Source organism: Kitasatospora sp. NPDC048715 (assembly GCF_043198905.1).
GTDB classification, from domain to species: domain Bacteria; phylum Actinomycetota; class Actinomycetes; order Streptomycetales; family Streptomycetaceae; genus Kitasatospora; species Kitasatospora lactacystinica.
Window position 1 is genome coordinate 80,649 of record NZ_JBICVH010000002.1, and the last position, 26,901, is coordinate 107,549.

8 protein-coding genes are annotated in these 26,901 nt (G+C 76.9%); 6 read left to right on the forward strand and 2 right to left on the reverse strand.

Translation table 11 applies throughout. The annotated features are described in order from the left end of the window. Positions 1-189 precede the first annotated feature (189 nt). Complete coding sequence (locus tag ACGFSC_RS04540) at positions 190-948, reverse strand: class I SAM-dependent methyltransferase (protein ID WP_359903906.1); 759 nt, start codon at positions 946-948, stop codon at positions 190-192. Positions 949-1,261: 313 nt separating this feature from the next. Between ACGFSC_RS04540 and ACGFSC_RS04545 the strand changes: the two genes are divergently transcribed. After that, the gene (locus tag ACGFSC_RS04545; protein WP_359903904.1) at positions 1,262-1,720 is read left to right on the forward strand and encodes a universal stress protein; all 459 of its coding nucleotides are present in this window, start codon (positions 1,262-1,264) and stop codon (positions 1,718-1,720) included. Between the two features lie 36 nt (positions 1,721-1,756). On the opposite strand, the gene ACGFSC_RS04550 is transcribed toward ACGFSC_RS04545, so the two are convergent. After that, positions 1,757-2,803 (reverse strand): lactonase family protein, encoded by a 1,047-nt coding sequence (locus ACGFSC_RS04550; RefSeq protein ID WP_359903902.1) that lies wholly within the window; start codon positions 2,801-2,803, stop codon positions 1,757-1,759. Positions 2,804-3,083: 280 nt separating this feature from the next. Here ACGFSC_RS04550 and ACGFSC_RS04555 point away from each other — a divergent pair, with 280 nt between their 5' ends. The 5 genes from ACGFSC_RS04555 to ACGFSC_RS04575 all read left to right on the forward strand — a co-directional run bounded on the left by ACGFSC_RS04555 (position 3,084) and on the right by ACGFSC_RS04575 (position 26,895). After that, entirely contained in the window at positions 3,084-4,913 is a 1,830-nt protein-coding gene (locus ACGFSC_RS04555; RefSeq protein ID WP_359903900.1) for a glycoside hydrolase family 15 protein, read from the forward strand. Then, on the forward strand, positions 4,910-6,280 hold the full coding sequence (locus ACGFSC_RS04560) for a glucose-6-phosphate dehydrogenase (protein WP_359903898.1): 1,371 nt from the start codon (positions 4,910-4,912) through the stop codon (positions 6,278-6,280). Before ACGFSC_RS04555 ends, ACGFSC_RS04560 begins: the two co-directional genes overlap by 4 nt. Positions 6,281-6,288: 8 nt before the next feature. Next, the gene (locus tag ACGFSC_RS04565; protein ID WP_359903896.1) at positions 6,289-6,840 is read left to right on the forward strand and encodes a gluconokinase; all 552 of its coding nucleotides are present in this window, start codon (positions 6,289-6,291) and stop codon (positions 6,838-6,840) included. A gap of 797 nt (positions 6,841-7,637) precedes the next feature. Then, on the forward strand, positions 7,638-9,005 hold the full coding sequence (locus ACGFSC_RS04570) for a serine hydrolase domain-containing protein (RefSeq protein ID WP_359903894.1): 1,368 nt from the start codon (positions 7,638-7,640) through the stop codon (positions 9,003-9,005). Positions 9,006-9,180: 175 nt separating this feature from the next. Beyond that, positions 9,181-26,895 carry a non-ribosomal peptide synthase/polyketide synthase gene (locus tag ACGFSC_RS04575; RefSeq protein ID WP_359903891.1) on the forward strand — a complete coding sequence of 5,905 codons (17,715 nt, stop codon included), beginning with the start codon at positions 9,181-9,183 and terminating at the stop codon, positions 26,893-26,895. Positions 26,896-26,901: the final 6 nt, after the last annotated feature.

The window sequence follows — 26,901 nt, forward strand, 5'->3', positions numbered from 1 at the left end:
CGCGCGGTCGGACGCCGCGTGCGGCTCCCACCGCGGCGGGCGTCGGCGACCGAGGGAAACGCTAACCGTTTCCCTGGGTGATCAACAGGGCGCGTGTGCCACGCGCTCGCAAAGACTGTGCCGGTACGGAAACCGGTGCTCCGGATCGCCTCCCGGAGGGGTCGCTCCGGATCGCTTTCCGGGCCGGGGTCAGCGCAGGGCGACGAGGACGGAGCTGGTGCCGTACTGCCACACCGGTCCGGCCTGCCGGAAGCCGGCCTCCCGCAGCAGTTCGCCGTGCCGGGCGGCCGACAGGCCGTTGCCGGCGCCGTCGGTCGGGGGCAGCTGCCGCTCGCGGGCCGTCAGCAGGTCGGCGAACTCGGGGACCCGCCCGGCCGCGGCCCACCACTGGGACCAGTCCTCGGCGGCGTCGGCGCCCCGGCGCTGGGCGCGGCGCCGGCCGATCGCGAGGGCGAGCTCGGCGAGCGGCCGGTCCTCGGGGATCAGGTGGTCGCCGTTGACCAGGACGCCGCCGGGCCGCAGCACGCCCGCGAGGTCGCGGTAGATCCCGAGCAGCGCGTCCGGCGGTGGGTAGTGCAGCGCGGTGGTGGACACCACGGCGTCCAGCGGGCGGTCGAGCCCGAGGTCCCCGATCCAGCCCGGGCGGCCGATCAGGGTCTCGATCCAGCGGGCGACCTCGGGGTGCCGGGCGCGGCCGAGGGCGAGCAGCAGCGGGTCGATGTCGACGGCGAGGATCTCGGCGTGCGGCAGGCGGGCGGCGACGCGCGCCGACAGCGAGCCGGGGCCGCTGCCGAGATCGGCGACGAGCGGCCGCCCGCGGTGTCCGACGGTCTGTTCCAGTACGTCGGCGATGACGGTGAAGCGCTCCTCGCGCTCCACGGCGTACCGCTCCTGCTGGCGCTCCCAGCGGTCCACCCAGGTCCCGGCCAGCGCGGCGTCCACTCGCATCCCGACTCCCGCCGTGTCCGTGCGCATTCGAGGCTTCGCCTTCTGCCAGTGTTTGTCATGTTCATATGGCCCCGCAACCGGTCCGGCACGGGGGATCCGGCGAAACGATATCCGTTTTCATGTGCGGGTTTCCAGTCGGTGCGCCCGCGCCGCCGACCCGGGACCCGCCCGTCGTCGGCCGCGGCCCGCCCACCCGCCCGGACCAGCCGCACTGCGCGCCCGGTGCGGTCGGTACCAGGCTGGACACCGAGCCCGGTGACGGCGGACCACCGACCGGTGCGATCCCCCGCCGCCGTCGAGTCGAGGAGGAGCCATGGCCGACCGGCCTGAGGACAAGGGCCGCATCGTGGTCGGGGTGGACGGCTCGGAGCCGTCCCGGCGGGCGCTGCGCTGGGCCGTGCGCCAGGCGGAGCTCACCGGCGGTGCGGTGGTGGCGGTGATCGCCTGGGAGTACCCGACGTACCACGGCGCCCGCGGCTGGTTCCCCCCGGGGATCACCGACGAGGCGGCGCTGGAGGGCCGGGCGCGGCAGGAGGCCGACCGGGCCGTCCGGCAGGCCGTGGGGGAGCGGCCGCCGGTCGAGGTGCGCACCGAGGCGCGCCACGGCACCCCGGCGGGGGCGCTGGTCGAGGCGGCCCGGGGGGCGGACCTGCTGGTGGTGGGCAGCCGCGGCCTCGGCGGCTTCACCGGGATGCTGCTGGGCTCGGTGGCGCAGCACTGCACCCGGCACGCCACCGTCCCGGTCGTGGTGGTCCGCGCCGAGGAGGAGTGACCGGCCGGGCGCCCTGGGGCGGACCCGGCGCCGCGGTCAGCCGAAGAGCACGGTGGACGCCGACGGGACGGCCAGCGAGCCCGCCCGGCGGGGGACGCCCGTCGCGCCGTCCACCTCGAACCAGGTGACGTCGCCGGAGTGCTCGTTCGCCGCGTACAGGCGGGTGCCCGTGGGGCCCAGCACCAGGTCCCGCGGCCAGCGGCCGCCGCAGGGCACCGAGGTGACCACCCGGGCCCGCTCGCCCGTCCCGTCGAGGGCGAGCACCACGATGGTGTCGGTGCCGCGCTCCGCCGCCCACAGGAACCGGCCGTCGGGGGAGACCACCGGGGCCGACGGGGAGACCGGGCCTTCGAAGCCCTCGGGGAACAGCGGGACCTCCGCGACCGGTTCGAGGGCCCCGGCCGCCGCGTCCCAGCGGCAGACCGTCACCACGGGGCGCAGCTCGCCGAGCACGTACGCGTGGCGGCCGGAGGGGTGGAAGGCCAGGTGCCGAGGACCGGTGCCGGGCGGCAGCGCGGTCTCCGAGTGCGGGGCCGGCCCTCCCGTCGCCGGGTCCAGGGCGCAGATCCGCACCGAATCGGTGCCGAGGTCGACCGCGAGCACCCAGCGCCCCGACGGGTCGGGGAGCACCTGGTGGGCGTGCGGGGCCCGTTGGCGGTCCGGGTGCGGCCCGCTGCCCCGGTGGCGCAGCACGGTGCTCGGGGGCCGCGGGGTGCCGTCGGCGGCGAGCGGCAGCACGCTGACGCTGCCGGAGCCGTAGTTGGCGGTCAGCAGCCGGCCCCGGGCGAGGCTCAGGTGGGTGGGGTGGTCCCCGTCCACCGGGACCGGGGCGCCGAGCGGGCGGGGAACCGGACCGGCGATGTCGTAGGCGGTGACGGCGCCCGGCGCCGTCTCGGACACGGCGTAGAGCACGGGGCCGCCCGTGGCGAGCCCGAGGGCGAGGTAGGACGGGTCCACGGCGTCGACGGCCCCGGTGGCGGTCAGCGCCCCGGTGTCCGGGTCCAGCGCGGCCAGGACGATCCCGCGCCCGCCCGTCGAGGTGAACGACCCGATGAAGGCCCGCTCCGCGCCCCTGTCCACCACAGCAACCTCCGCCGTCCGCCGTCCATCGTCCGGGCTCAGACGCTAGCAGCTGCCCCACCGTGCCCGGCAGGGCCGCGCGGGCGGCGGCGGGCCGCGGGGGCCGGGGTCTTTCACCGGAATGCACCGCAGCCGGCAGCGGCCGGATCGCGGACCGGCCCGATCCCCGGGAAGGTGGGAGCCGTCGGCCGCGCGGCCGGTCACCGGCCGCCGGCGGAGCGGGAGCCGCACCGGGACCACCTCCCCCTCGACCGACTCCCCGGCACTGCGGAAGCGAGGCGGCATGCACGACCCCGACCCACCGTTCCGGCCCGTTCACCGGCGCCAGGGCTACCTGCCGCTGGAGGACCTCGGCCTGATCGGGAACGGCGCGACCGCCGCCCTGGTCGGCCTGGACGGTGCCATCCCGTGGCTGTGCCTGCCCCGGTTCGACTCCGAACCGCTGTTCTGCGGCCTGCTGGACCACGCGCGCGGCGGGCACTTCACCCTCGCCCCGGAGGACCTCGTCGAGGCCAGGCAGCGCTACGAACCGGACACCGGCGTCCTGATCACCGAACTGCGCGGCCCCACCGGCCTGGTGCGCGTCACCGACGCGCTGACCCTGCGCTCCGGCGCCGACCTCACCGACGACGTACCGGCCGACCGGGGCGAACTCGTGCGCTCCGCCGTGGTGGTGGACGGGACCGTCCGGCTGCGCGCGGAACTGGAGCCGCGCGGCGGCGCGCAGGCCCGGGCCCTGTTCAGCGGACTGGAGGTGCGGCCCCACCGGCGCCCGGACCTGCGCCTGCACCTGCGCTCCAACCGTCCGCTGACCGGCCTGCACAGCACCCACGAGCTGCGGCAGGGCGAACGCCTGGACCTCGTGCTGTCCTGGGGCCGCTTCCACCGCCACCACCGCTTCGACGCCGACGCGACCCTGAAGGGCACCGCCGAGGCCTGGCGGCGCTGGATGGGGCACTTCTCGTACGACGGCCCCCGGGAGCCCCTGGTCCGGCGGGCCGCGATCACCCTGAAGCTCTGCGACGACTGGGCCAACGGCTCGCTGGTCGCGGCGCCCACCTCCTCGCTGCCCGCGCCGATCGGCGGGATCCGCAACTGGGACTACCGCTACAGCTGGATCCGCGACGCGGCGTTCGCCGTGTTCGCGCTGCGCCGGATCGGCTTCCGGGGCGAGGCCGACGCCTTCCTCGGCTGGGTCCTGGACGCCTTCGAGGCCAGCCGGGGGCCCCGGATCATGTACGACCTGCGGGGCGGCCCGGTGCCGGACGAGATCGAGGACGGCGAACTGGAGGGCTACCAGCGTTCCGCCCCGGTGCGCTGGGGCAACGGCGCGACCGACCAGCGCCAGCACGACGTGTACGGCGAGATCCTGGACTGCGCCGAGCAGTGGCTGCGCGCCGGCGGCGAGATCCAGCCCGCGCTCTGGGCCGGCCTGGCCAAGCTGGCCGACACCGCCGGGCAGGCCTGGCGGCAGCCGGACCAGGGCATCTGGGAGGTGCGCAGCGAGGGCCGGGTGTTCACCTACTCGGCGGGCCTGTGCCAGGTGGCCCTGGACCGGGCCGCGCGGATCGGCGAGCGGCTCGGCCGGCCCGCCGGGACGGACCGCTGGCGCGCCTCGGCCGAGGAGCTGCGCCGGCTCATCCTGGAGCAGTCCTGGGACGAGGACGCCGGGACCCTCAGCGCCCACCTGGACGGCGGCGGCGCGCTGGACGCGAGCCTGCTCGCGCTGCCGCTGCGCCAGGTGGTGCCGGCCGACCACCCGCGGATGGTGGCGACCGCCGCGGCCGTGGCCGAGCGCCTGTCGGCGGGCGGCGGGCTGCTCTACCGCTACCTCCACGAGGAGTCCCCGGACGGCCTGCCGGGCGACGAGGGCGCCTTCGTCCTGTGCAGCTTCTGGCTGGTCGAGAACCTGGTCGGCCAGGGCCGGATCGAGGAGGCGGAGGAGCTGTACGACTCGCTGTGCTCCCGGGCGAGCCCGCTGGGGCTGATGTCCGAGCAGATCAACCCGTCCACAGGAGAGTTCATGGGCAACTTCCCCCAGGCGTTCAGCCACATCGGGATCATCGCCGGCGGTGTGAGCCTCGGCCGGGCGAGGACGGGCGGGCGGGGATGATCGACCGGCTCGCGATCCTCGGCGCGACCGGGGACCTCAGCGCCCGCTTCCTGCTGCCGGCGCTGGCCGCGCTGCGGGCGGCGGGACACGTCGGCGACTCGCTGCGGGTGACCGGGGCGAGCAGGGAGGACTGGGACACCGAGCGGTACCGCGGCTGGGCCGCGGCAAGGCTCGACCGGCACGCCGGCGACCTCCCGGCCGGGGCCAGGGAGGCGGTGGCGGCCGCCGTCCGCTACCGGCGGGCCGACGTCACCGACCCCGCGGACGTGGCCGCGGTCGTCGCCGGCGAGGGACCGGTGGCCGTCTACCTCGCCCTCCCGCCGGCCCTCTTCCCCGCCGCGATCACCGCCCTGCACGCGGCGGGCCTGCCGGCCGGCAGCCGGATCGTGCTGGAGAAGCCGTTCGGCGAGGACCTGGCCGGCGCCCAGGAACTGAACCGGCTGCTCGCCGAGCTCCTGCCGGAGCGGGCGGTGTTCCGGGTCGACCACTTCCTGGCCATGACGACCGTCCAGAACGTCCTCGGCAGCCGGCTGGCCAACCGGGTGCTGGAGCCGATCTGGAACAGCACCCACATCTCCGAGGTGGACATCGTCTGGGACGAGACGCTGGCGCTGGAGGGCCGGGCCGGGTACTACGACCAGGTCGGGGCGCTCAAGGACATGATCCAGAACCATCTGCTGCAGCTGCTCTGCCTGGTGGCCATGGAGCCGCCGATCACGCTCGGCGAACGGGACCTGCGCAACCGCAAGGTGGACGTGCTGCGCTCCGTACGGCCGCTGACCGAGCACGACGTGGTGCACCGCACCCGCCGGGCCCGCTACCTGCCCGGCCGGATCGGGGAGCGCGACGTCCCCGCCTACGCCGAGGAGGAGGGCGTCGACCCGGAGCGCCGCACCGAGACCTTCGCCGAGGTGGAACTTGAGCTGACCAGCTGGCGGTGGGCCGGGACGAGGTTCCGGCTGCGCAGCGGCAAGGCCCTGGGCGAGGACCGCAAGGAGGTCGCGGTGCACTTCCGCCCGGTGCCCCACCTGCCGTTCGGCCGGGGCGAGGAGGCCCGGCCCAACGTGCTGCGCTTCGAACTGGAGCCGGAGGGGCTGACCCTGGACCTGACCGGCATCGGCGCCCACGCCCACGGGCTGGCCCCGTTCTCGATGACCGCGCGGATGGACCCGCAGGAGCTGCCCGCCTACGGCCGGCTGCTGCTGGACGTCCTGAACGGGGACCCGGCGCTGTCCATCCGCGGCGACGAGGCGGAGGAGGCCTGGCGGGTGCTGGAACCGGTGCTGGCCGGCTGGGAGCGGGGCCTGGTGCCGCTGGAGGAGTACCCGGCCGGCTCGCAGGGGCCGCCCCCGCAGTTCTGGGGGTAGGGGCGCCGATGGCCCGGGGCAACGAGCGCCGCGCCCCGTGCGTCGTGGTCATGGGGGTGGCCGGCACCGGCAAGTCGACGGTGGGCCGGCTGCTCGCGGAACGCCTGGGGGTGCCCTTCGCGGACGGGGACGACTTCCACCGGCCGGACTCCATCGCCCGGATGGCGGCCGGCATCCCGCTCGACGACGGGCGGCGCCGGCCCTGGCTGGAGGCCGTCGGGCGGTGGCTGCGCGAACGGGACGCGGCGGGCACCGGCGGTGTGGTGACCTGCTCCGCGCTGAAGCGGCGCTACCGGGACGTCCTGCGGGAGGCCGGCCCGGACGCCTTCTTCCTGCATCTGACGGGGAGCCGCGAGCTGCTGGCGGAGCGGATCGGCGGGCGCACCGGCCACTTCATGCCGGGGTCGCTGCTCGGTTCGCAGCTCGCCGCGCTCGAACCGCTCCAGCCGGACGAGCGGGGTGCGGTGCTGGACGTCGGCCCGGCCCCCGGGGTGCTCGTCGACGCCGCGCTGGACCTGTTGTCGGGTCCGGGCGGTTTCACTCACGGCTCACCCGATTGATTCCGTTGTATTCCGGCACTTCCGTCACAGTCGTCCGGGAAATCACTCGGATATTGCTGCGAATAGCTGTTCGAGTGGCTGGTGAGATCTGAACCTCATATTTTCGGCCAAAGAATTCGAGCCCGTTCTCGGGTGCTCCGGGCACGGCCGGGAGTCGCACCAGGGATTTTGGCGTTCCGATTACCGACGGAGTCGCTTTCCGTTCAATCGGAAGGGGTTGCGAGCGGCTGACCCGCCGTGAAGACTGTTGCGCGTTCGTCGTCCGGGCGTTCGGGACGGCAGGGATTCTGCGGCTCCCCGGCCGCGTCGGCGCGTTCCGCACGACGGGTGCGGGGACGGATCGCAAACAGGGGGGATGGACATGCCGGGTACGGCCATTGCGCAGGTGGGGGCCGGGAGAGCGGCTGGTCGCCGGGGGACGGGATTCTGTCCGACCGTTCCGGCGGGGTAGGGTATTCGGCCGTTCGCGGTTCACCGCGCGCCGGCCCGCCGTTCATCGTGCGGCGGGGAATTCGGGTCGCATTCGCACCGTCCGCCCCGGGCACGTCGATGCGCCCCCGGAACGGCTCCGCGAGGGCGGGTGCGGCGCCCGGTCGCCGGTGCCCCGGGGATTCCCGATGCCGGGCCGGCCGGTCGTGGGCGACGGGGCATCCCGCGATTCCCCTCGTTCCCGCGCGTCCTGAAGCGGGCGGCGCCGACGGCCGGAAATTCCCCGCTGTGCCGCACTCCGATCCGCAATTCCCTTGCGGGCGCCCGGCGCGCCCGCACCCGAGAACCAGTCAACGGGAGCTTCCGCCATGCCCTACGCCAGTCCGGCGCCCGTACGAGAACGGGTTCCGCAGGTCCTGCGCAGCGAGCTGCAGCACCGGCTCGACACGCTCGCGCGCGCCCACCGGGTGCCCGGTGCCCAGCTGGTGCTGGACACCGGCGCGGAGACCGTCGCCCTGCACACCGGGGTGGCCGACACCGCCACCGCGGAGCCCTTCACCGAGGACACCGCCGTTCCGGTGGGATCGCTCACCAAGCCCTACACGGCCGCCCTGGTGATGCTGCTCGCCGACGACGGCGACGTCGACCTCGACGAGCCGGCCGCCGAGTACCTTCCGGAGCTCCGGCAGCTGCCTGAAGTAACGATTCGTCACCTCCTGGGCCACACCGGCGGACTGCCCACCGGGCCGGACTCCGACGCCGCCGCCCGCACCACCGCCACCCGCTACCTGTCCGCCGTGTGCACCGCCCCGGACGCGCTGTTCCGGCCCGGGACGGACTTCTCCTACTCCAACGCCGGCTACGTCGCCGCCGGGCGCCTGGTCGAGACGGTGACCGGGATGCCCTGGCAGGAGGCGGCGCGCGCCCTGCTGCTCGAACCCTTCGGCACCGGGCCGGTGTTCGTCGACACGGCCGCGCCCGGGCGACCGGTCGCCGCCGGCCACGCGCTCAACGCCGCGACCGGCCGGCCCCGGGCGGTCCGGCAGAACCTGGCCCCGCTGGAAGCCCCGGCCGGCGCCCTGCTGGCCAGTGCCGCGGACCTCGCCGCCCTCGGCGCCGCCCTGGTCGGCCGGTCCAAGACGCTGCCCCCGGACGTCGCCGAGCTGATGCGCCGCCCGCAGCCCGCCGCCCGGCCCGGAGCGCTCGCGGACGGCTGGGGCGCCGGCGTGGCGCTCTACCGGCAGGACGGGCGGTTCTGGTGCGGCCACGACGGCAACGCCATGGGCACCTCCTGCCACCTGCGGGCCGACCCGGACAGCGGAGTGGTGGTCGCCTTCACCGGCAACGCCGGCGCCGCCACCGCGCTCTGGCGCGACCTCGCGGCCGAACTGGAGGAGTCGGCCGGGCTGCGGGTGCCCGCGGCGATCGAACCGGTGGACGCGCGCGGACCCGTGCCGCTCGCCGAACCCGGGACCCTGGCCGGATGCGCGGGCGACTACCGCAACGGCTCGGTCCGCTACCGGATCGAGGCGGCCGGCGACGCAACGGCCACCCTCTCGGTCGACGGCGACCCGCCGATCCCGCTGCGCTGCTACACCGACCTCTCCTACGACCTGCTCGCCCCCGACACCGGCCGCCCCGAGCCCGGCGGACGCTTCCACCGGGACCTGGCCACCGGCCGCGTCGACCGGGTGCAGGTCTCCGGGCGCACGGCCCGCCGGGCCGCCGCCGGCTGAGCCGGTCGGCCCCGCAGCCGTACGCCCGACCCCCGCACCGCCTGCCCACCGCACTGCCGCACCACCGTTCCGCTGTTCCACCGTGTTCCCGTTCCCCTGTACCTCCGGGCCCGAGGGCGGGCTACCGCCTGCCCCGGTGCCCTCGTCGTCGCCCCCATCGGAAGGACCTTCCGCCATGGCCGACCGGCCTGCCCGGCCCGTGCACCCGTCCGCCCCGCCGCAGGCCGGCGGCACCACCGAAGTCCCCACAGGCACCTCCCCGACGCCCCGGACCCTGGACGCGCTGTTCGCCGCCCGGGCGGCCCGCACCCCGCTCGCGCCCGCGGTGACCGACGGCCGGCGCAACTGGACCTACCGGGACCTGGCGGAGCGCGTCGAGCGGCTGGCCCGTGACCTGCGCCGGCGCGGCGCCGGCCCGGAGCGGACGGTGGCGCTGGTCCTGCCGCGCTCCATGGAGCTGGTCGCCGCCGAACTGGCCGTCGTCCGGGCGGGCGCCGCCTTCCTGCCCGTGGACCCGGCCTACCCCGCCGAGCGGCGGGCGCTGATGCTCGCCGACGCCGCCCCCGCGATCGTCCTGGACGACCCGGCCGCCGTGAGCCGGGCCCTGGAGACCGCCCTGCCCGCGGGCCCGGACGGGCCGGACGCCGCGGACGGCACGGGCGATCCGGCCCCGGCCGGCACCGACCACCCGGCGTACGTGATCTACACCTCGGGCTCCACCGGCACCCCCAAGGGCGTCGTCGTCACCCACCGGGGGATCGCCGGCTTCACCGCCGCGGCCGTCGAGAACTACGCGCTGCGGCCCGGCGACCGGGTGCTCCAGTTCTCCTCGCCCAGCTTCGACGCCTCCGTCCTGGAACTGTTCGTCTCCGTCCTCACCGGCGCCACCCTGGTGATCCCCCCGGACGGCCCCTGGCTGGGCGAGGAGCTCGCCGCCGTCCTGGACGAGCACCGCATCACCCACACCCTGATCCCGCCCGCCGCCCTGGCCACCGTCCCCGCCGGCGCGGGCCGCCACCTGCGCACCCTGATCGTCGGGGCCGAGGCCTGCTCCGCCGAACTGGTCGACCGCTGGGCGCCCGGCCGACGCATGATCAACTCCTACGGTCCGACCGAGGCCACCATCGTCGCCACCTGGACCGGCCCGCTCACCGCCGGCGCCGGTTCACCCACCATCGGCGGCGCCCTGCCGCACGCCCGGGTGTACGTGCTCGACGAGGCCATGCGGCCCCAGCCGCCCGGCACCGACGGCGAGCTGTACCTCGGCGGCGAGGGCGTCGCCCGCGGCTACCTCGGCCGACCCGGCCTGACCGCCGCGCGCTTCGTCGCCGACCCCTTCGGCGCGCCCGGCGCCCGGCTCTACCGCACCGGCGACCGGGCCCGCTGGAGGGCCGACGGGGAACTGGAGTTCCTCGGCCGGCTCGACCGGCAGGTCAAGGTCCGCGGCTTCCGGATCGAACCGGGCGAGATCGAGGCCGCGCTGCGCGCCCACCCCGCCGTCGACCAGGCCGTCGTGACGGTCCGCGAGGACGAGCCCGGCCACACCCGGCTGGTCGGCTACGCCACGCCCGCCGACCCGCGGCACGCCCCCGACCCGGCCGAGCTGCGCACCGCCCTGGCCGCCGCGCTGCCCGCCCACCTGGTGCCCGCCGCCGTCGTCGTGCTGGCCGAGTTCCCGCTCACCCCGCAGCTCAAGATCGACCAGCGGGCGCTGCCCGCGCCCGCCCGGCAGGCCGCCGCCGGGAGCACCGCCCCGCGCACCGAGCGGGAGCGGGCCCTGGCCGCCGTCTGGGCCGAGGTGCTCGGCCACGACGCCGTGGGGGTGGAGGACGACTTCTTCGACCTCGGCGGCGACTCCGTCCTCGCCGCCCGCACCCTGACCCGGATCACCGAACGCCTCGGCGTCCGGCTCACCCTGCGCGACGTCTTCACCGCCCGCACCGTCGCCGCCCTCGCCCCGCTGCTCGACGCGGTGCCCGCCGCCGCACCGACCGGGCCGATCCCGCCCGCCCCGCGCGGGGAGCCGCTGCCGCTGTCCAGCGCCCAGCGCCGGCTCTGGTTCCTGGACGACGTCGCCCCCGGCGGCACCGGCAACCACACCGGCGTGGCCCTGCGGCTGCACGGCGCCCTCGACCGGGACGCCCTCGACCGGGCCCTGCGGCGGCTCACCGCCAGGCACGACTCGCTGCGCACCACCGTCGCCAGCCTCGACGGGCAGCTGGTGCAGCGCGTCGCCGGGCGGGCGGAGCTGCCGCTGCGCACCGAGGACCTCGGCGCCCTGCCCGAGGAGGAGCGCGCCCCGGCGGCCGAACGCCTGCTGGCCGAGGAACTGGAACGGCCCTACGACCTCGCCCGGGGCCCGCTCGCCCGGGCGCTGCTGGTCCGGCTCGCCGCCGAGGAGCACCTGCTGCTGCTGGCCCAGCACCACATCGTCACCGACGGCTGGTCGGTGGGCGTCCTCACCCGCGAACTGGCCGCCCTCTACCGGGCGGAGGCCACCGGCGAACCCGACGCCCTGCCCGCCCCCGCCCTCCAGTACCCCGACTTCGCCCACTGGGAGCAGCACCGCCGGACCGACCACGCACCCGACCTCGCCTACTGGAAGCACACCCTCGCCGACCTGCCGACCCTGCGCCTGCCCACCGACCGCCCCCGGCCCGAGCAGCGCACCACCAACGGCGCGGCGCACCGCCACCGGCTGCCGGCCGACCTGGTCGACCGGCTGCGCCACCTCGCCGCCGGCCGCGGCACCACGGTGTTCACCCTGTTCGCCGGGGCGTGCGCGCTGCTGCTCTCGCGCCACTCCGGCCAGCGGGACGTGGCCTTCGGCACCGTCACCAACGGGCGGGACCGGCGGGAACTGGAGGAGGTGACCGGCTTCTTCGTCAACACCGTGGTGCTGCGCGGCGACGTGGACGAGCGGGCCACCGTCGACGACTTCGTGGCGGGCATGCGCACCACCCTGCTGGACGCCTTCGCCCACGCCGAGGTGCCCTTCGACCGGGTGGTCGAGGAACTGGCCCCGCCCCGCGACCCCGGCCGCACCCCGCTGGTCCAGGTCGTCGTCGTCCAGCAGACCCCCGTCACCCCGGCGCCCGCCGGGGGCCTGCGCTTCGCCGAGCACCCGCTGCCCCGCCCGGCCGCCCGCTTCGACCTGGTGCTGGAGTTCACCCCCGACGACGACGACGGCGGCTGCACGCTGACGGCCGAGTACAACACCGACCTGTTCGACCGGCGGACCGTGACGGCGCTGGCGGACCACCTGCACCGCCTGCTGGCCGGGATGGCGGACGGCCCGCAGCGCACCCTCGCCGAGCTGCCGCTGATCCCCGAGGAGGAGCAGCGGGCGCTGCTCGACGCCTGGAAGCCGGACACCGCGCTGCCCGGGGCGCTCACCGCGTCCGGCCTGCCCGGCTGGACCCGCGGCTACGTCCTCGACCGCGCGATGCGCCCCCAACCCCAGGGCGTGCCAGGCGAGTTGTACCTCTCGGGCGACTTCCCCGAGCAGCCGGAAGGCACCGCCGGACAGTTCGTCGCCGACCCGTACGGCGCGCCGGGGGAACTGCTCCACCGCACCGGGGAGCTGGTGCGGTGGACCGCCGGCGGCGAGCTGGAACACCTCGGGCGGGTCGAGCAGTGGGCGAAGCCCCGCGGGCTGCGGACCGACCCGGACGAGGTGGCGCGGGCGCTGCGGCGCTGCCCCGGGGTGGCCGAGGCGGCCGCAGTCCTCACCGACGACCCCCGTCGGCTGGTCGGCTACGTGGTGCCCGTCCCCGGCGGCCGGGTCGAGCCCGAGGCGGTGCGCCGCACCCTCGCCCTGACCCTGCCCGACCACCTGGTCCCCGCCGTCGTGGTGCCGCTGCCCGCCCTGCCGCTGGGCCCCGACGGCACCCTCGACCGCGGCCGGCTGCCCGACCCCGGGCCGGCCGCCGGCGCCGTCCGCCACGTCGCCCCCCGCACCCCCGCCGAACGCGCGCTCGCCGGGATCTGGGCCGAGGTGCTGCGGCTGGAGCGGGTCGGCGCCGACGACAACTTCTTCGACCTCGGCGGCGACTCCATCCTCGGCATCCAGGTGGTGGCCCGCTCCCGGCAGGCCGGGCTGGCGCTCACCTCCCGGGACCTCTACCGCCACCAGACGGTCGCCGCGCTCGCCCTGGCCGCGGAGGACGCCGAGGCGCCGCCCGCGCCCGCGCCGGCGGCCGCCACCGGGGAGGCCGTGCCGACCCCGATCCAGCGCTGGTGGCTCGGCCGGGCCGCCGACCGGGCCGGCCACTTCGGCCAGGCGCTCTCCCTGCTGCTGCCCCGCGACCTGGACCGGGCGGCCCTGGAGGAGGCCCTGAACGACCTGGTCACCCACCACGACGCGCTGCGCTCGGCCTTCACCGCCCCGGACGGCGCCGGCGCCGCGCGCTGGCACATCCGGGAGCCGGCCGCCCGGCTCACCCTGGCCCGGCACACCGGCCCGGACCGGGACACCCCGCACTTCGGCCCCCACGACCTGGGCGGCGGCGGGCCGCTGCTGCGCGCCGTGCTGCACGAGCGCGCCGGGGACCGGCCCCCGGTCCTGCACCTGGCCGTCCACCACCTGGTGGTCGACGGGGTCTCCTGGCGGGTGCTGCTGGAGGACCTCGACACCGCCTACCGCGCCCGCCGCGAGGGCCGGGACGGGGCGGCGGCCCTGCCGGGCAAGTCCTCGCCGCTGCGGCAGTGGGCCGAGCGGCTGAGCGCCTTCGCCGCCGCGGGCGGCTTCGAGGACGAGACGGAGTACTGGGCCCGGGCCGTGCCCGGACAGCGCGACGAAGAGCCCGGGCAGCCCGCCGCCGAACCGTTCCCCGCCGAACTCGACGGCCCCGACACCTACGCCACCGAACGCTCCGTCACCGTCCGGCTGAGCCCCGCCGACACCGCCGCCCTGCTGCGCACCCTGCCCGACACCTACCGCACCCAGGCCAACGACGTGCTGCTGAGCGCGCTCGGCCGGGCGCTGTGCGGGGCGAGCGGGCTGGAGCGGGTCGTGGTGGACGTCGAGGGCCACGGGCGCGAGGAACTGTTCGCCGAGCTCGACCTCGGCCGTACGGTCGGCTGGTTCACCACCCGCCACCCCGTCGCCCTGGCCGTGCCCGCCGGAGCCGACTGGGACACCGTCCTCAAGCAGGTCAAGGAACAGCTGCGCGCCGTCCCCCGGCGCGGCCTCGGCTTCGAGGCGCTGCGCTACCTCGGGCGCCCCGGCACGGCGCCGGAGGTCCCGGCCGCCCGGATCGGCTTCAACTACCTGGGCCGCATCGCCCTGCCGGACGACCCGGACGGGCTGTTCCGCGGCACCTTCCGGCCGCTGGAGCTGGACGCCGACCCGGGCACGGAACGCCCCCACCCGCTGGAGGTGGTCGGCCGCCTCGACGGCGACGCGCTGGAGTTCACCTGGCTCCACTCCGCCGCCGTCCACCGGAGCGGGACCGTCGAGGCGCTGGCCCGGCGCTTCGCCGAGGAACTGGCCGACCTCGCCCGCCACGCGGCCCGCCCAGGCGCCGCCGGGCGCACCCCGTCCGACTTCCCGCTGGCCCGGCTCGACCAGGCGGCCGTGGACCGGATCACCGGCGCCGACCCGGGCGCGGTGGAGGACGTGCTGCCGCTCACCCCGACCCAGTCCGGCATGCTCTTCCACGGCCTCGCCGAGGAGGACAGCGGCGCCTACTTCCAGCAGCTGGACTTCGTCCTCGACGGCGTGCCCGACCCGGCCCGCCTCGCCGCCGCCTGGCAGTGGGTCACCGACCGCACCGCGGTGCTGCGCGCCCACGTCCGCTGGCAGGAGGTGCCCGAGCCGCTGCTGGTGGTGCACCGCCGGGCGCCAGTCCCGGTCACCCACCTGGACTGGCGCGAACTGCCCGAGCAGGAGCGCCGCGACCGGCTCGCCGAACTGCTGGACCGCGACCGGGCCCGCGGCCTCGACCTGGCGCGGGCCCCGCTCCAGCGGCTGCTGCTGATCCGGCTCCCGGAGAGCCGGGTGCGGGTGCTCTGGTCCTTCCACCACCTGGTCCTGGACGGCTGGAGCCTGTTCCAGGTGCTCTCGGACGTCTTCGCGGCGCACGCCGCCCTGGCCGGGCCGGGACGGGACGGCGAGGTCCCGTACGGCACCGTGCCGGAGCGCCGGCCCTACCGCGACTACCTGGCCTGGCTGGGCGAGCGCGACCACGCCGAGGCCGAACAGCACTGGCGCACCCGCCTCGCCGGGCTCGCCGAGGCGACACCGCTGCCCTACGACCGCGAGCCGGTGCAGAGCCACCGCGCCGAGTCCACCCGGGCCGTGCCGTTCACCCTGCCCGCCGCCGCGACCGGGGCGCTGGAGGACCTCGCCCGCGGCTCCGGGCTGACCTTCAACACCCTGGTCCAGGGCGCCTGGGCGGTGCTGCTGGGCCGCCGGGCGGGCCGGGCCGAGGTGGTGTTCGGCACCACCTCCTCCGGGCGGCCGCCCGAGCTGCCCGGCGTCGAGACCATGACCGGCCTGTTCATCACCACCCTGCCGGCCCGCACCGCGGTGCCCGCGGACGGCACCCTGGTCGACTGGCTCCGGACCCTGCAGCGGGAGCAGAGCGAGGACCGGCGGTACGGCTTCGTCCCGCTCACCAGAATGCGGGCCGGCACCGAACTGCCCGAGCGGACCGGCCTGTTCGACAGCCTGGTGGTCTTCGAGAACTACCCCGTCGACGAGGACGCGGCCGACGCCCACGGCCTGCGGCTGCGCGACCTGGACGGGATCGAGACCACCAACTACCCGCTCACCCTGCTGGCCTACCCGGGCCCGGAGCTGTCCCTGCGGCTCTGCTACGACCCGCGGCTGTTCGACGAGTCCACGGTGCGGCAGCTGGCCGGACAGCTCACCGCCGTCCTGACCGCCCTGCCCGAGGGCGCCCACCGCCCGCCGGCCCGGCTGCCGCTGCTGACCGGCGAGGAACGCCGGCGCGTCCTGGCCGACTGGAACGCCACCGCCGTCGAGGAACCCGCCGCCGACATCGCCGAGCTGTTCGCCGCGCAGGTGCTCCGCACCCCCGCGGCCGTCGCCCTGGAGGCCGGCGACCGGCGCCTGACCTACCGCGAACTCGACGCCCGCGCCGCCGAGCTGGCCGGACGGCTGACCGCGCACGGGGTCCGGGTGGAGCAGCCGGTCGGGGTGCTGATGGAACGCTCCGTCGAGCTGGTCGTCGCCCAGCTGGCGCTGGTGCGCACCGGCGCGGTCTACGTGCCGCTGGACGGCCGGGCGCCGCGCGAGCGGCTGCACCGGATGCTGGCCGGGGCCGGTGCCGACCTGCTGCTCACCGACGCCCACCGGGCCGGCACGGCCGCCGAGCTGCGCCCCGCCGGGCAGGTGCTGCGGGTGGACCTCCCCGGCGACCGGCCGCCGGTGGCGGCCGCGGCGGCCGTCCACCCCGACAACGTCCAGTACCTGATGTTCACCTCGGGCTCCACCGGCACCCCCAAGGGCGTCGCGGTGCGCCGCCGGGACGTCGCCGCGCTCGCCCTGGACCGCGCCTTCGCCGGCCACGACCGGGTGCTGGTGCACTCCCCGCACGCCTTCGACGCCGCCACGTACGAACTGTGGGTGCCGCTGCTGCGCGGCGGCACCGCCGTGCTCGCCCCGCCGCAGGACCTGGACGCCGCCGCCGTCCGGCACGCCGTCACCGAGCGGGGCGTGCGCTGCCTGTGGCTGACCGCCGGCCTGTTCCGGCTGCTCGCCCAGGAGGACCCGGGCTGCCTGCGCGGCGCCCACGAGGTGTGGACCGGCGGCGAGGCGGTGCCCGGCGCCGTCGTCCGCAAGGTCCTGGCGGCCTGCCCCGGCCTCACCGTGGTCGACGGCTACGGGCCCACCGAGACCACCACCTTCGCCACCCGCCGGGCCTTCCGGGCCGGTGACGAACTGCCCGCCGTCCTGCCCATCGGCCGCCCGCTGGACAACACCCGGGTGTACGTCCTGGACGGAGCGCTCCAGCCGCAGCCGCCCGGCGTCACCGGCGAGCTGTACATCGCCGGGGCCGGCCTCGCCCGCGGCTACGCGGGCCGCCCCGGCGAGACCGCCGCCCGCTACCTCGCCGACCCCTTCGGCCCGCCCGGCGGGCGGATGTACCGCACCGGCGACACCGTCCGGTGGAGCGAGGACGGCGAACTGCACTTCGTCGGCCGCGCCGACGACCAGATCAAGATCCGCGGCTTCCGGATCGAACCCGCCGAGATCGAGGCCCGGCTCACCGCCCACCCGGCCGTCGCCGAGGCCGTCGTCTCGCTGTACCAGGACGCCGGGCGCAAGAGCCTCGCCGCCCACCTGGTGCCGGCCGAGGGCGCCGAGCCGCCCGGCGCCGCCGAACTGCGCGCCCACCTGGCCGCCGACCTGCCCGACTACATGCTGCCCGCGGCCTTCGTCACGCTGCCCGAACTCCCGCTCACCGCCAACGGCAAGGTGGACCGCCGGCGGCTGCCCGCCCCCGACCGGTCGGCGGGCGGCGACCGCCCCCACCGCGCCCCCGGCACCGACCGCGAGCGGCTGCTCGCCGCGATCTGGGCCGAGCTGCTCGGGGTCGAACGGGTCGGGCTGGACGACGACTTCTTCCTGCTCGGCGGCGACTCCATCCTGAGCATCCAGGTCGTCTCCCGGGCCCGCGCCGCCGGACTCGCGCTCTCCCCGCGCGACCTGTTCCGCCACCCCACCGTCGCCGCGCTGGCCGCGGCCGCCGGCAGCGCCGTCACCGTCGCCGGGACCGAACCGGTCAGCGGCGAGGTCGGCCTGACGCCGATCCAGCACTGGTTCCTCGACCCGAACCCGCCGCACGCCGAGCACTTCGACCAGTGCGTCGTGGTGGAGGCCCCAGGGGCCGTCGACCCGCAGGCCCTGCGCCGCGCGCTCGCCGCCCTGTGGGCCCACCACGACGCGCTGCGCTCCCGCTTCACCCGCGCCGGGGACGGCACCTGGCAGCAGCACTGCGCCCCCGCCGAGGAGAGCGCCCCCGAGCTGCTGGAGGTCCACGACCACGGCGCGGAAGCGGCGGTGACCGAGGCCGCCCACGCCTCCTTCCGGCTGGACGGCGGCCCGCTGCTCACCGCCCGGCTGTTCACCGCCCCGACGGCCACCGCGCCGGCCACCCCGCAGGCCGACGCGGCCGGCGCCCGGCCCGACCGGCTGCTGCTGGCCGTCCACCACCTGGTGGTCGACGGCGTCTCCTGGCGGGTGCTGCTGGAGGACCTGGAGACCGCCTACCGGCAGGCCGTCGAGGGCCGCCCGCTGCGGCTGCCCGCCCGCACCAGCTCCGTCCGGGAGTGGGCCCGCCGGCTGGCCGGGCACACCGCGGCCGGCGGCTTCGCCGACCAGCGCGCCCACTGGGCGGCCGCCGCCCGGGCCTGCGCCACCCCGCTGCCGGTGGACGGCGACGGCGGCAACACCGCCGCCGACCTGCGCGAGGTGACCGTCCGGCTGGACCGCGAACGCACCGACGCCCTGCTGCGCGAGGTCCCCGGGGTCTACCGCACCCGGATCGACGACGTGCTGCTCACCGCGCTCGGCCGGGTCCTCGCCGAGTGGACCGGGCGCGGCACCGTCGCCGTCGGCCTGGAGGGCCACGGCCGCGAGGACCGGCTCTTCGACGGCCTCGACCTGTCCCGGACGGTCGGCTGGTTCACCTCCCTCCACCCGGTCGCCCTCGACATCCCGCCGGGGGACTGGGGCACCGCCCTGAAGGCCGTCAAGGAACAGCTGCGGGCCGTGCCGGACCGCGGCCTCGGGTACGGCGCGCTGCGCCACCTGGCCCGGGACGAGGCGCTCGCCGACGCCCCCGCCCCCGGCGTGAGCTTCAACTACCTGGGCCGCTTCGACTGGTCCGCCGACGGCGCCGCCCTGGTCCGCGCCGTCCCCGGCGGCCTCGGCGGCGCGGAGGCGCCCGGCACCGAGCGCCCCCACCTGCTGGACGTGGTCGCCCGGGTCGAGGACGGCGAACTGGAGATCGGCTGGTACTACAGCGCCGGCCGGCACCGCGCCGACACCGTCACCGCCCTGGCCGAGGCCATGCTCGACGCGCTGGAGCGGATCGTCGCCCACTGCGCCGAACCCGGCGCCGGCGGCCGCACCCCCGCCGACTTCCCGCTCGCCCGCCTCGACCAGGCGGCGGTGGACCGCATAGCCGGGGACGGCCGCACCGTCGCCGACGTCTACCCGCTGACGCCGATGCAGGCCGGGATGCTCTTCCACAGCCTGCTCGACCCGGACGGCGACACCTACGTCAACCAGGTCCAGCTGGTGCTGACCGGGGTCACCGACCCGCACGCGCTGGCCGAGGCCTGGCAGCGGGCCGCCGACGCCAACGCCGTCCTGCGCACCCGGCTCAGCTGGCAGGACGGCGCCGAACCGCTCCAGGTCGTCCAGCACCGGGCCACCGTCCCGGTGACCCACCACGACTGGACCGGCCGCCCCGCCGAACAGGTCGAGCGGGACACCGCCCGGCTGCTCGCCGAGGACCGGGCGGCCGGGATCGACCTGGGCGGCGCGCCGCTGCTGCGGCTGGCCCTGATCCGGCTGACCCCGAACCGGGTGCGGGTGGTGTGGACCTTCCACCACGTGCTGCTCGACGGCTGGAGCGCCGCCCAGGTCTTCGACGAGGTCTGCGAGCGCTACGCCGCCCTGACCGCCGGACGCCGCCCCGCCCCGGTCGAGCGCGCGCCCTACGCCGACTACCTGCGCTGGCTGGCCGGCCAGGACCGGACGGCGGTCGAGCGGTACTGGCGCGACACCCTGGCCGGCTTCCCCGCCCCCACCGAACTGCCCCGGGACCGCCGCCCGGCCGGCGCCCACCGCGCCTCCTCCTCGGCCTCGGTGAAGGTCGCCCTCGGCCCCGAGCTGTCCGAGCGGCTGCGGGCCACCGCCCGGCAGGCCGGGCTGACCGTCAACACCGTGCTCCAGGGCGCCTGGGCGCTGCTGCTCTCCCGCTACGGTGGCGGCGAGGACGTGGTGTTCGGCACCATCGTCTCCGGCCGGCCCGCCGAACTCCCCGGCGTCACCTCGATGGTGGGGCTGTTCATCAACGCCCTGCCCACCCGGGTGCGGATCGACGACCGGCGCCCGCTGCTGGACTGGCTGCGGGAGGTCCAGGACCACCAGTCCGAGGCCCGCCGGCACGACGCCGTCTCGCTGGCCCAGCTCCAGGGCTGGAGCGAACTGCCGGGCGGCACCGCCCTGTTCGACAGCATCGTGGTCTTCGAGAACTACCCCTTCGACGCGCAGTCGCTGACCCGGCACGGCCTGGGCGTGGAGACCGAGCACGTGCTGGAGCCGACCAGCTACCCGCTCGGCGTGGTGGTGGCGCCCGGCGAGTCCATCGAGGTCAGCCTGGACCACGACCCGGCCGCCTTCGACGCCGCCACCGTCGAGCGGCTCGGGGCGAGCCTGCGCACCCTGCTCGCCGGGATGGCGGCCGGCCTCGACCGGCCGGCCGGCGAACTGCCGCTGCTGGACCCGGCCGAGGGACGCGAGCTGCTGGAACGCCTCGGCGGCCCGGTGCGCCGGGCGCCCCGGCGCACCCTGCCCGAGGCCTTCGCCCGGCAGGCCGCCCGCACCCCCGACGCCCCGGCCGTGCGCTCCGGCGACGGCCTGCTGACCTACCGGGAGCTGGACGAACGCTCCAACCGGCTGGCCCGGCTGCTGATCGCGGCCGGGGCCGGACCCGAGCGCTTCGTCGCGCTCGCGCTGCCCCGCACCGTCGAACTGGCCGTGGCGCTCCTCGCGGTGCTCAAGAGCGGCGCCGCGTACCTGCCGGTCGACCCCGGATACCCGGCCGAGCGGATCGCCTACCTCTTCGAGGACGTCCGGCCCGACGCCGTGATCACCGACGCCGCGACCGCAGGACGGCTCCCCGACGGCCCGTACGCCCGGATCGTGCCGGACGACCCGGCCTGCCGGGAACGGCTGGCCGCCGCCCGCACCGACGCCGTCGGCGACCCGGAACGGCACGGCGCCCTGCTGCCGGAGCACCCCGCGTACGTCATCCACACCTCCGGCTCCACCGGCCGCCCCAAGGGCGTGGTGGTCGCCCACGCCTCGGTGCTCGCCCTGACCGACTGGGCCGCCGCCGAGTTCGCCGGCCGGGGCCTGGAGCACGTGGTCGCCGCCACCTCGCTCAACTTCGACGTGTCGGTGTTCGAGATCTTCGCGCCGCTGCTCTCCGGCGGCTGCGTGGAACTCCTGCGTGACCTGCTGGCCCTGGCCGAGAACCCCGGCCCCCGGAGGGCCGGCCTGCTCAGCGCCGTGCCCTCGGCCCTCGGCGGACTGCTCGCCGACGGCGCCCTGCGAATCGGCGCGGACACCGTGGTGCTGGCCGGCGAAGGACTGCCCGCCCGCACCGTGCGCACCGTGCGCGAGGCCGTCCCCGGCTGCCGGGTGCTGAACATCTACGGCCCCACCGAGGCCACCGTCTACGCCACCGCCCACACCTGCGACCCCGCCGACCCCGACCGCGACCCGCCGATCGGCCGACCGGTCGGCGGCGCCCGGGCCTACGTCCTGGACGAGCGGCTGCGCCCGGTGCCGGTCGGCGCGCCCGGGGAGCTGTACCTGGCCGGCACCGGCGTGGCGCGCGGCTACCTGCGCCGCCCCGGCCTGACCGCCGGGCGCTTCCTGCCCGACCCCTACGGCCCGCCCGGCAGCCGGATGTACCGCACCGGCGACCGGGTGCGCTGGAGCGCCGACGGCGAACTGGACTACCTCGGCCGCGCCGACGACCAGGTCAAGGTGCGCGGCTTCCGGATCGAACTCGGCGAGGTCGAGGCCGCGCTGGCCCGCCACCCGCAGGTGGCGGCGGCCGCCGCCCGGGTGGTCGACCAGGACGGCCACAAGCGGCTGGTGGGCTACGCGGTGCCCCGCGACGGCGCCCTGCCCGACCCGGCCGAGTGGCGGGCCTTCCTCGGCCGCACCCTCCCCGACCACCTGGTGCCCGCCCTGGTGGTGCCGCTGGAGCGGCTGCCGCTCGGCGCCACCGGCAAGCTGGACCGGCGCGCCCTGCCCGAACCGGTCCCGGCCACCCGGGCCACCGGCGGCGACCGGCCGCCGCGCACCGGAACCGAGCAGGCCCTCGCCGCGATCTGGCGCGAGGTGCTGGGCGTGCCCGAGGTGAACGCGGACGACAACTACTTCGCCCTCGGCGGGGACTCCATCCTCGGCATCCAGATCGTCTCGGCGGCCCGCCGGGCCGGCCTCGCGCTGACCCCCCGGCACCTGTTCGCCCACCAGACCCTCGCCGAACTCGCCGCTGCCGCCGAACGCGCGCCGCGCCCCGGCACGGACGCCGACCAGGGCGCCGTCACCGGCGAGACCCCGCTCACCCCCGTCCAGCACTGGCTGCTGGACACCCTCGACGGCGACCCCGCCCGGCTCACCCAGTCCGTCTCCTTCACCCTCGCCCCCGGCACCGAGGAGCCCACCCTGCGGGCCGCCCTGGCCGCCGTCCTGGACCACCACGACGCCCTGCGGCTGCGCTGCGAGCCGCTCCCCGACGGCCGGTGGCGCCAGTACGGCACCGAGCCCGGCCAGGCCCCCGACCTGCGGGTCCACGAGCTGCCCGCCGCCGGGGGCGAGGAACGCGAGAGCGCCCTGCGCGACCTCGGCGAGCGCCTCGCCCAGGGCTTCGACCTGGCCGCCGGGCCGCTGCTGCGCGCCGCGCTCTGCCGCTTCGCCGGCAACCCCCGCCCGGTGCTGCTGCTGGCCGCGCACCACCTGGTGGTCGACGCGGTGTCCTGGCGGATCCTGCTGGAGGACCTGGAACGAGCCCACCGCGCGGCCGCCGCGGGCCAGCGGCCCGACCTCGGCGCCAAGACCACCTCCTTCCGGGCCTGGGCCGAACGCCTCGCCGCGCACACCGCGGCCGGCGGCTTCGACGCGGAACTCCCGTACTGGCAGCGCCTGGCGGACGGTGCGGCCACCGCGCTGCCCACCGACCTCGACGGCGCCAACACGGCCGAGGCCGAGGAGTCGCTGACCTTCGCCCTGGGCGCCGAGGACACCCGCCGGCTGCTCCAGGACGTCCCGGAGGCCTACCGCACCCGGGTCAACGACGTCCTGCTCTGCGCCCTCGGCCGGGTGCTGGCCCGCTGGACCGGACGGAACCGGGTCCTGGTCACCCTGGAGGGCCACGGCCGCGAGGAACTCCTCGACGGCGTCGACCTGTCCCGCACCGTCGGCTGGTTCACCGCGATGTACCCCGTCGCCCTGGCCGTGCCCCCGGACGCGGACACCGGCACCGCCCTGAAGGCCGTCAAGGAGAGCCTGCGCGCCGTCCCGAACGGCGGCCTCGGCCACGGCGCCCTGCGCCACCTCAAGCCGGAGCCCGGCCTCGCGCTGCCGCAGATCGGCTTCAACTACCTGGGCCGGCAGGACCGGAGCGCCACCCCCGGCGGCCTGCTGCACGCCCCGGCCGGCCCGCTCACCGGCGGCATGGACCGCACCGCCCGCCGCCCCCACCTGCTGGACGTGCTCGGCCTGGTCGCCGACGGCCGGCTCTCCTTCACCTGGTCCTACTCCCGCGAGGTGCACCACAGCGGGACGGTCGCCCGGCTGGCCGCCGAACTGCTGGACGAGCTGCGGGAGATCGTCCGCCACTGCGCCGAACCCGGCGCCGGCGGCCGCACCCCCTCCGACTTCCCGCTGGCCGGCCTGGACCAGACCGGCGTCGACCGGCTGGCCGGCACCGGCCGGGACGTGACGGAGATCCAGCCGCTCACCCCCACCCAGACCGGCATGGTCGTGCACGGCCTCGACGAGGCCGAACACGGCCTCTACGTCGAGCAGATCACCTTCGTCCTGGACGGCGCCCGCGACCCCGGCCTGCTGGCCGCCGCCTGGCAGCACGTCGTCGACCGCACCCCGGTGCTGCGCACCTCCGTGGTGCTGCGCGACGTTCCCGTGCCGCTCCAGGTGGTCCACCGGCAGGCGACGCTCCCAGTCACCGAACACGACTGGAGCGCGCTGGGCGCGGCGCAGCGCGAAGCCCGGCTGGAGGACCTGCTCGCCGAACGGCGGGCCCACCCCCTGGCCCTGGACCGGGCCCCGCTGCTGCGGCTCGACCTGATCCGGCTCGGCCCGGACCGGGTCCGGGTGGTCTGGGCCTTCCACCACGTGCTGCTGGACGGCTGGAGCGTCTTCCACGTCCTCGCGGACGTGCTGGCCGCCCACGCCGCCCTCGCCCGCGGCGAGCGGCCCGAACTGCCCGAGCGCCGGCCCTTCGCCGACTACGTCGGCTGGCTCGCGGAGCGCGACACCGGCGCCGCCGTCGAGCACTGGCGCGGCGTGCTGGCCGACCTCACCGCCCCCACCGCGCTGCCCTACGACCGCCGCCCCGCCCCGGGCGACACGGCCCGCTCCGGGGACTGGCTCTCGCACCGGCTGGACGAGGCGGACACCGAGCGGCTCCAGGAGTTCGCCCGCCGCCACCGCCTCACCCTCAACACCGTGGTGCAGGGCGCCTGGGCGCTGCTGCTGTCGCGCTGGAGCGGCGAACAGCGGGTCTGCTTCGGCACCACCGTCTCCGGCCGGCCCACCGACCTGGCCGGCTCCGACGGCATCGTCGGCCTGTTCATCACCACCCTGCCCGCCCGGGTCGCCGTCGACGGCCGCCGGCCCTGCGCCGACTGGCTGCGCACCCTCCAGGAGGAGCAGGCCGAGGACCGCCGCTTCGACCACCTGCCGCTGGCCCGGATGCACGGGCTCGGCCAGGTCCCGCCGGGCACCGAGCTGTTCGACAGCCTGGTCGTCTTCGAGAACTACCCGGTCGGCGACGCCACGGCCGGCGCGCACGGCCTGCTGGTGCGCGAACTGGACGCCCGGGAGGCCACCAACTACCCGCTCACCGTGGTGGTCTCGCCCGGCGAGCGGCTCGCCGTGGAACTCGGCCACGACCCGCGCTTCCTCGACCGGGAGACCGCCCGGCGCCTCGCCGACCAACTGCTGCACACCCTGTCCGCGCTGGCCGACTCGGACGGCACCACCCCGCTGGACGGACTCGACCTGCTGCCGCCCGGCGAACGCGAGCGGCTGCTGCGCGGCCCGGCCCGCCCGGAGACCGGCCCGGTGCCCCCGGCGACCCTGCCCGCCCTGGTCGAGGCCGCCGTGGACCGGTGGCCGCGGGCCGTCGCGCTGAGCGCGGCCGGCCTGGAGCTGACCTTCGCCGAGGCCGAGGCCCTCGCCAACCGGCTGGCCCACCGGCTGATCGCCCGCGGCGCCGGCCCCGGGCGGCTCGTCGCCCTGCTGCTGCCCCGCTCGGCCGACACCGTGCTCGCCGAACTCGCGGTGGCCAAGACCGGCGCCGCCTTCCTGCCCGTCGACCCGCACTACCCCGAGGAACGGATCGAGGCGATGCTGCGCGACGCGGCCCCCGCCCTGACCCTGGACGCCAAGGAGGTCGCCGAGCTCCTCGCCGCCGAGCCGGCCGGCGCCCCCGGCCACCGGCCCACCGACGCCGACCGGACCCGCCCGCTCGACCCGGACGACCCCGCCTACGTCATCTTCACCTCCGGCTCCACGGGCACCCCCAAGGGCGTCGTCGTCACCCACCGCGGGCTCGCGGCCTTCGCCGCCGCCGAGGCCGCGCACTACCGGGCCGCCCCGGGGGACCGGGTGCTCGCCTTCGCCACCCCCAGCTTCGACGCCTCGGTGCTCGAACTGTGCCTGGCCCTGCCGCACGGCGCCCGGCTGGTGGTGCCCGAGCCCGGCCCCCTGCTCGGCGACCGGCTGGCCGGGCTGCTGCGGGCGGAGCGGATCACCCACACCCTGCTGCCGCCCGCCGCCCTGGCCACCCTGCCGGCCGACACCCCCGGCAGCCTGCCCGACCTCAGGACGCTGATCGTCGGGGCCGAGGCCTGCGGCGCCGACCTGGTCGCCCGCTGGGCCCCGCACCACCGGATGGTCAACTCCTACGGCCCCACCGAGGCCACCGTGGTCGCCACCTGGTCCGCGCCGCTGACCGCGGACGGCGCCGCCCCGCCGATCGGCCGCCCGCTGCCCGCCACCGGCGCGTACGTCCTGGACGCCCGGCTGCGACCGGTGCCCGACGGCGTCCCCGGCGAACTGTGGCTCAGCGGACCGGCCCTCGCCCGCGGCTACCTCGGCCGCCCCGGCCTGACCGCCGCCCGCTTCACCGCCGACCCGTACGGCCCGCCCGGCGGCCGGATGTACCGCACCGGGGACCTGGTGCGCCGCGACCGCCACGGCGAACTGCACTACCTGGGCCGCACCGACCACCAGCTCAAACTGCGCGGCCACCGGATCGAGGCGGGCGAGGTGGAGGCCGTGCTGACGCGCCACCCGGCCGTACTGGACGCCGTGGTGAGCATCCGGGAGGACGAGCCCGGGCTGCCCCGGCTGGTCGCCCACCTGCTGGCCGCCCCCGGCGCCGAACCGCCCACCGGCGCCGAACTGCGCGCCCTGGCCGCCCGCTCGCTGCCCGGCCCCATGGTCCCCACCGCCTTCGCGGTGCTGGAGCGCTTCCCGCTCACCGCGAGCGGCAAGACCGACCGCGCCGCCCTGCCCGCCCCCGGGCCGGAGGAGACCGGCCCGGCCGAGCGGGTCGCACCCCGCACCCCCACCGAGGAGGCGGTGGCGGAGATCTGGGCCGAGACCCTGCACACCGATGTCGGCGCCACCGACGACTTCTTCCAGCTCGGCGGCGACTCCGTGCGCGCCCTGCTGATCGCCTCCCGGGCCAACGACGCCTTCGGCGTCACGCTCACCCCCCGCGACGTGCTGGTCTCCCGCACCGTGGCCGCCCTGGCGGACCTGGTCGAGGACCTGGTGCTCAGCGAACTCGAAGCCGCCGCCCTGGGCGGACCCGACGAAGCCGCCGCCTCCGGCCGCCCCGACGACGACGAACGGTGAGGAGCC

Bases quoted from the DNA above. Each gene is read 5' to 3' on its own strand.
- ACGFSC_RS04555 (WP_359903900.1), top strand. From the start codon at position 3,084: ATGCACGACCCCGACCCACCGTTCCGGCCCGTTCACCGGCGCCAGGGC.
- ACGFSC_RS04560 (WP_359903898.1), top strand. From the start codon at position 4,910: ATGATCGACCGGCTCGCGATCCTCGGCGCGACCGGGGACCTCAGCGCC.
- ACGFSC_RS04540 (WP_359903906.1), bottom strand. From the start codon at position 948: ATGCGAGTGGACGCCGCGCTGGCCGGGACCTGGGTGGACCGCTGGGAG.
- ACGFSC_RS04570 (WP_359903894.1), top strand. From the start codon at position 7,638: ATGCCCTACGCCAGTCCGGCGCCCGTACGAGAACGGGTTCCGCAGGTC.
- ACGFSC_RS04575 (WP_359903891.1), top strand. From the start codon at position 9,181: ATGGCCGACCGGCCTGCCCGGCCCGTGCACCCGTCCGCCCCGCCGCAG.
- ACGFSC_RS04565 (WP_359903896.1), top strand. From the start codon at position 6,289: ATGGCCCGGGGCAACGAGCGCCGCGCCCCGTGCGTCGTGGTCATGGGG.
- ACGFSC_RS04545 (WP_359903904.1), top strand. From the start codon at position 1,262: ATGGCCGACCGGCCTGAGGACAAGGGCCGCATCGTGGTCGGGGTGGAC.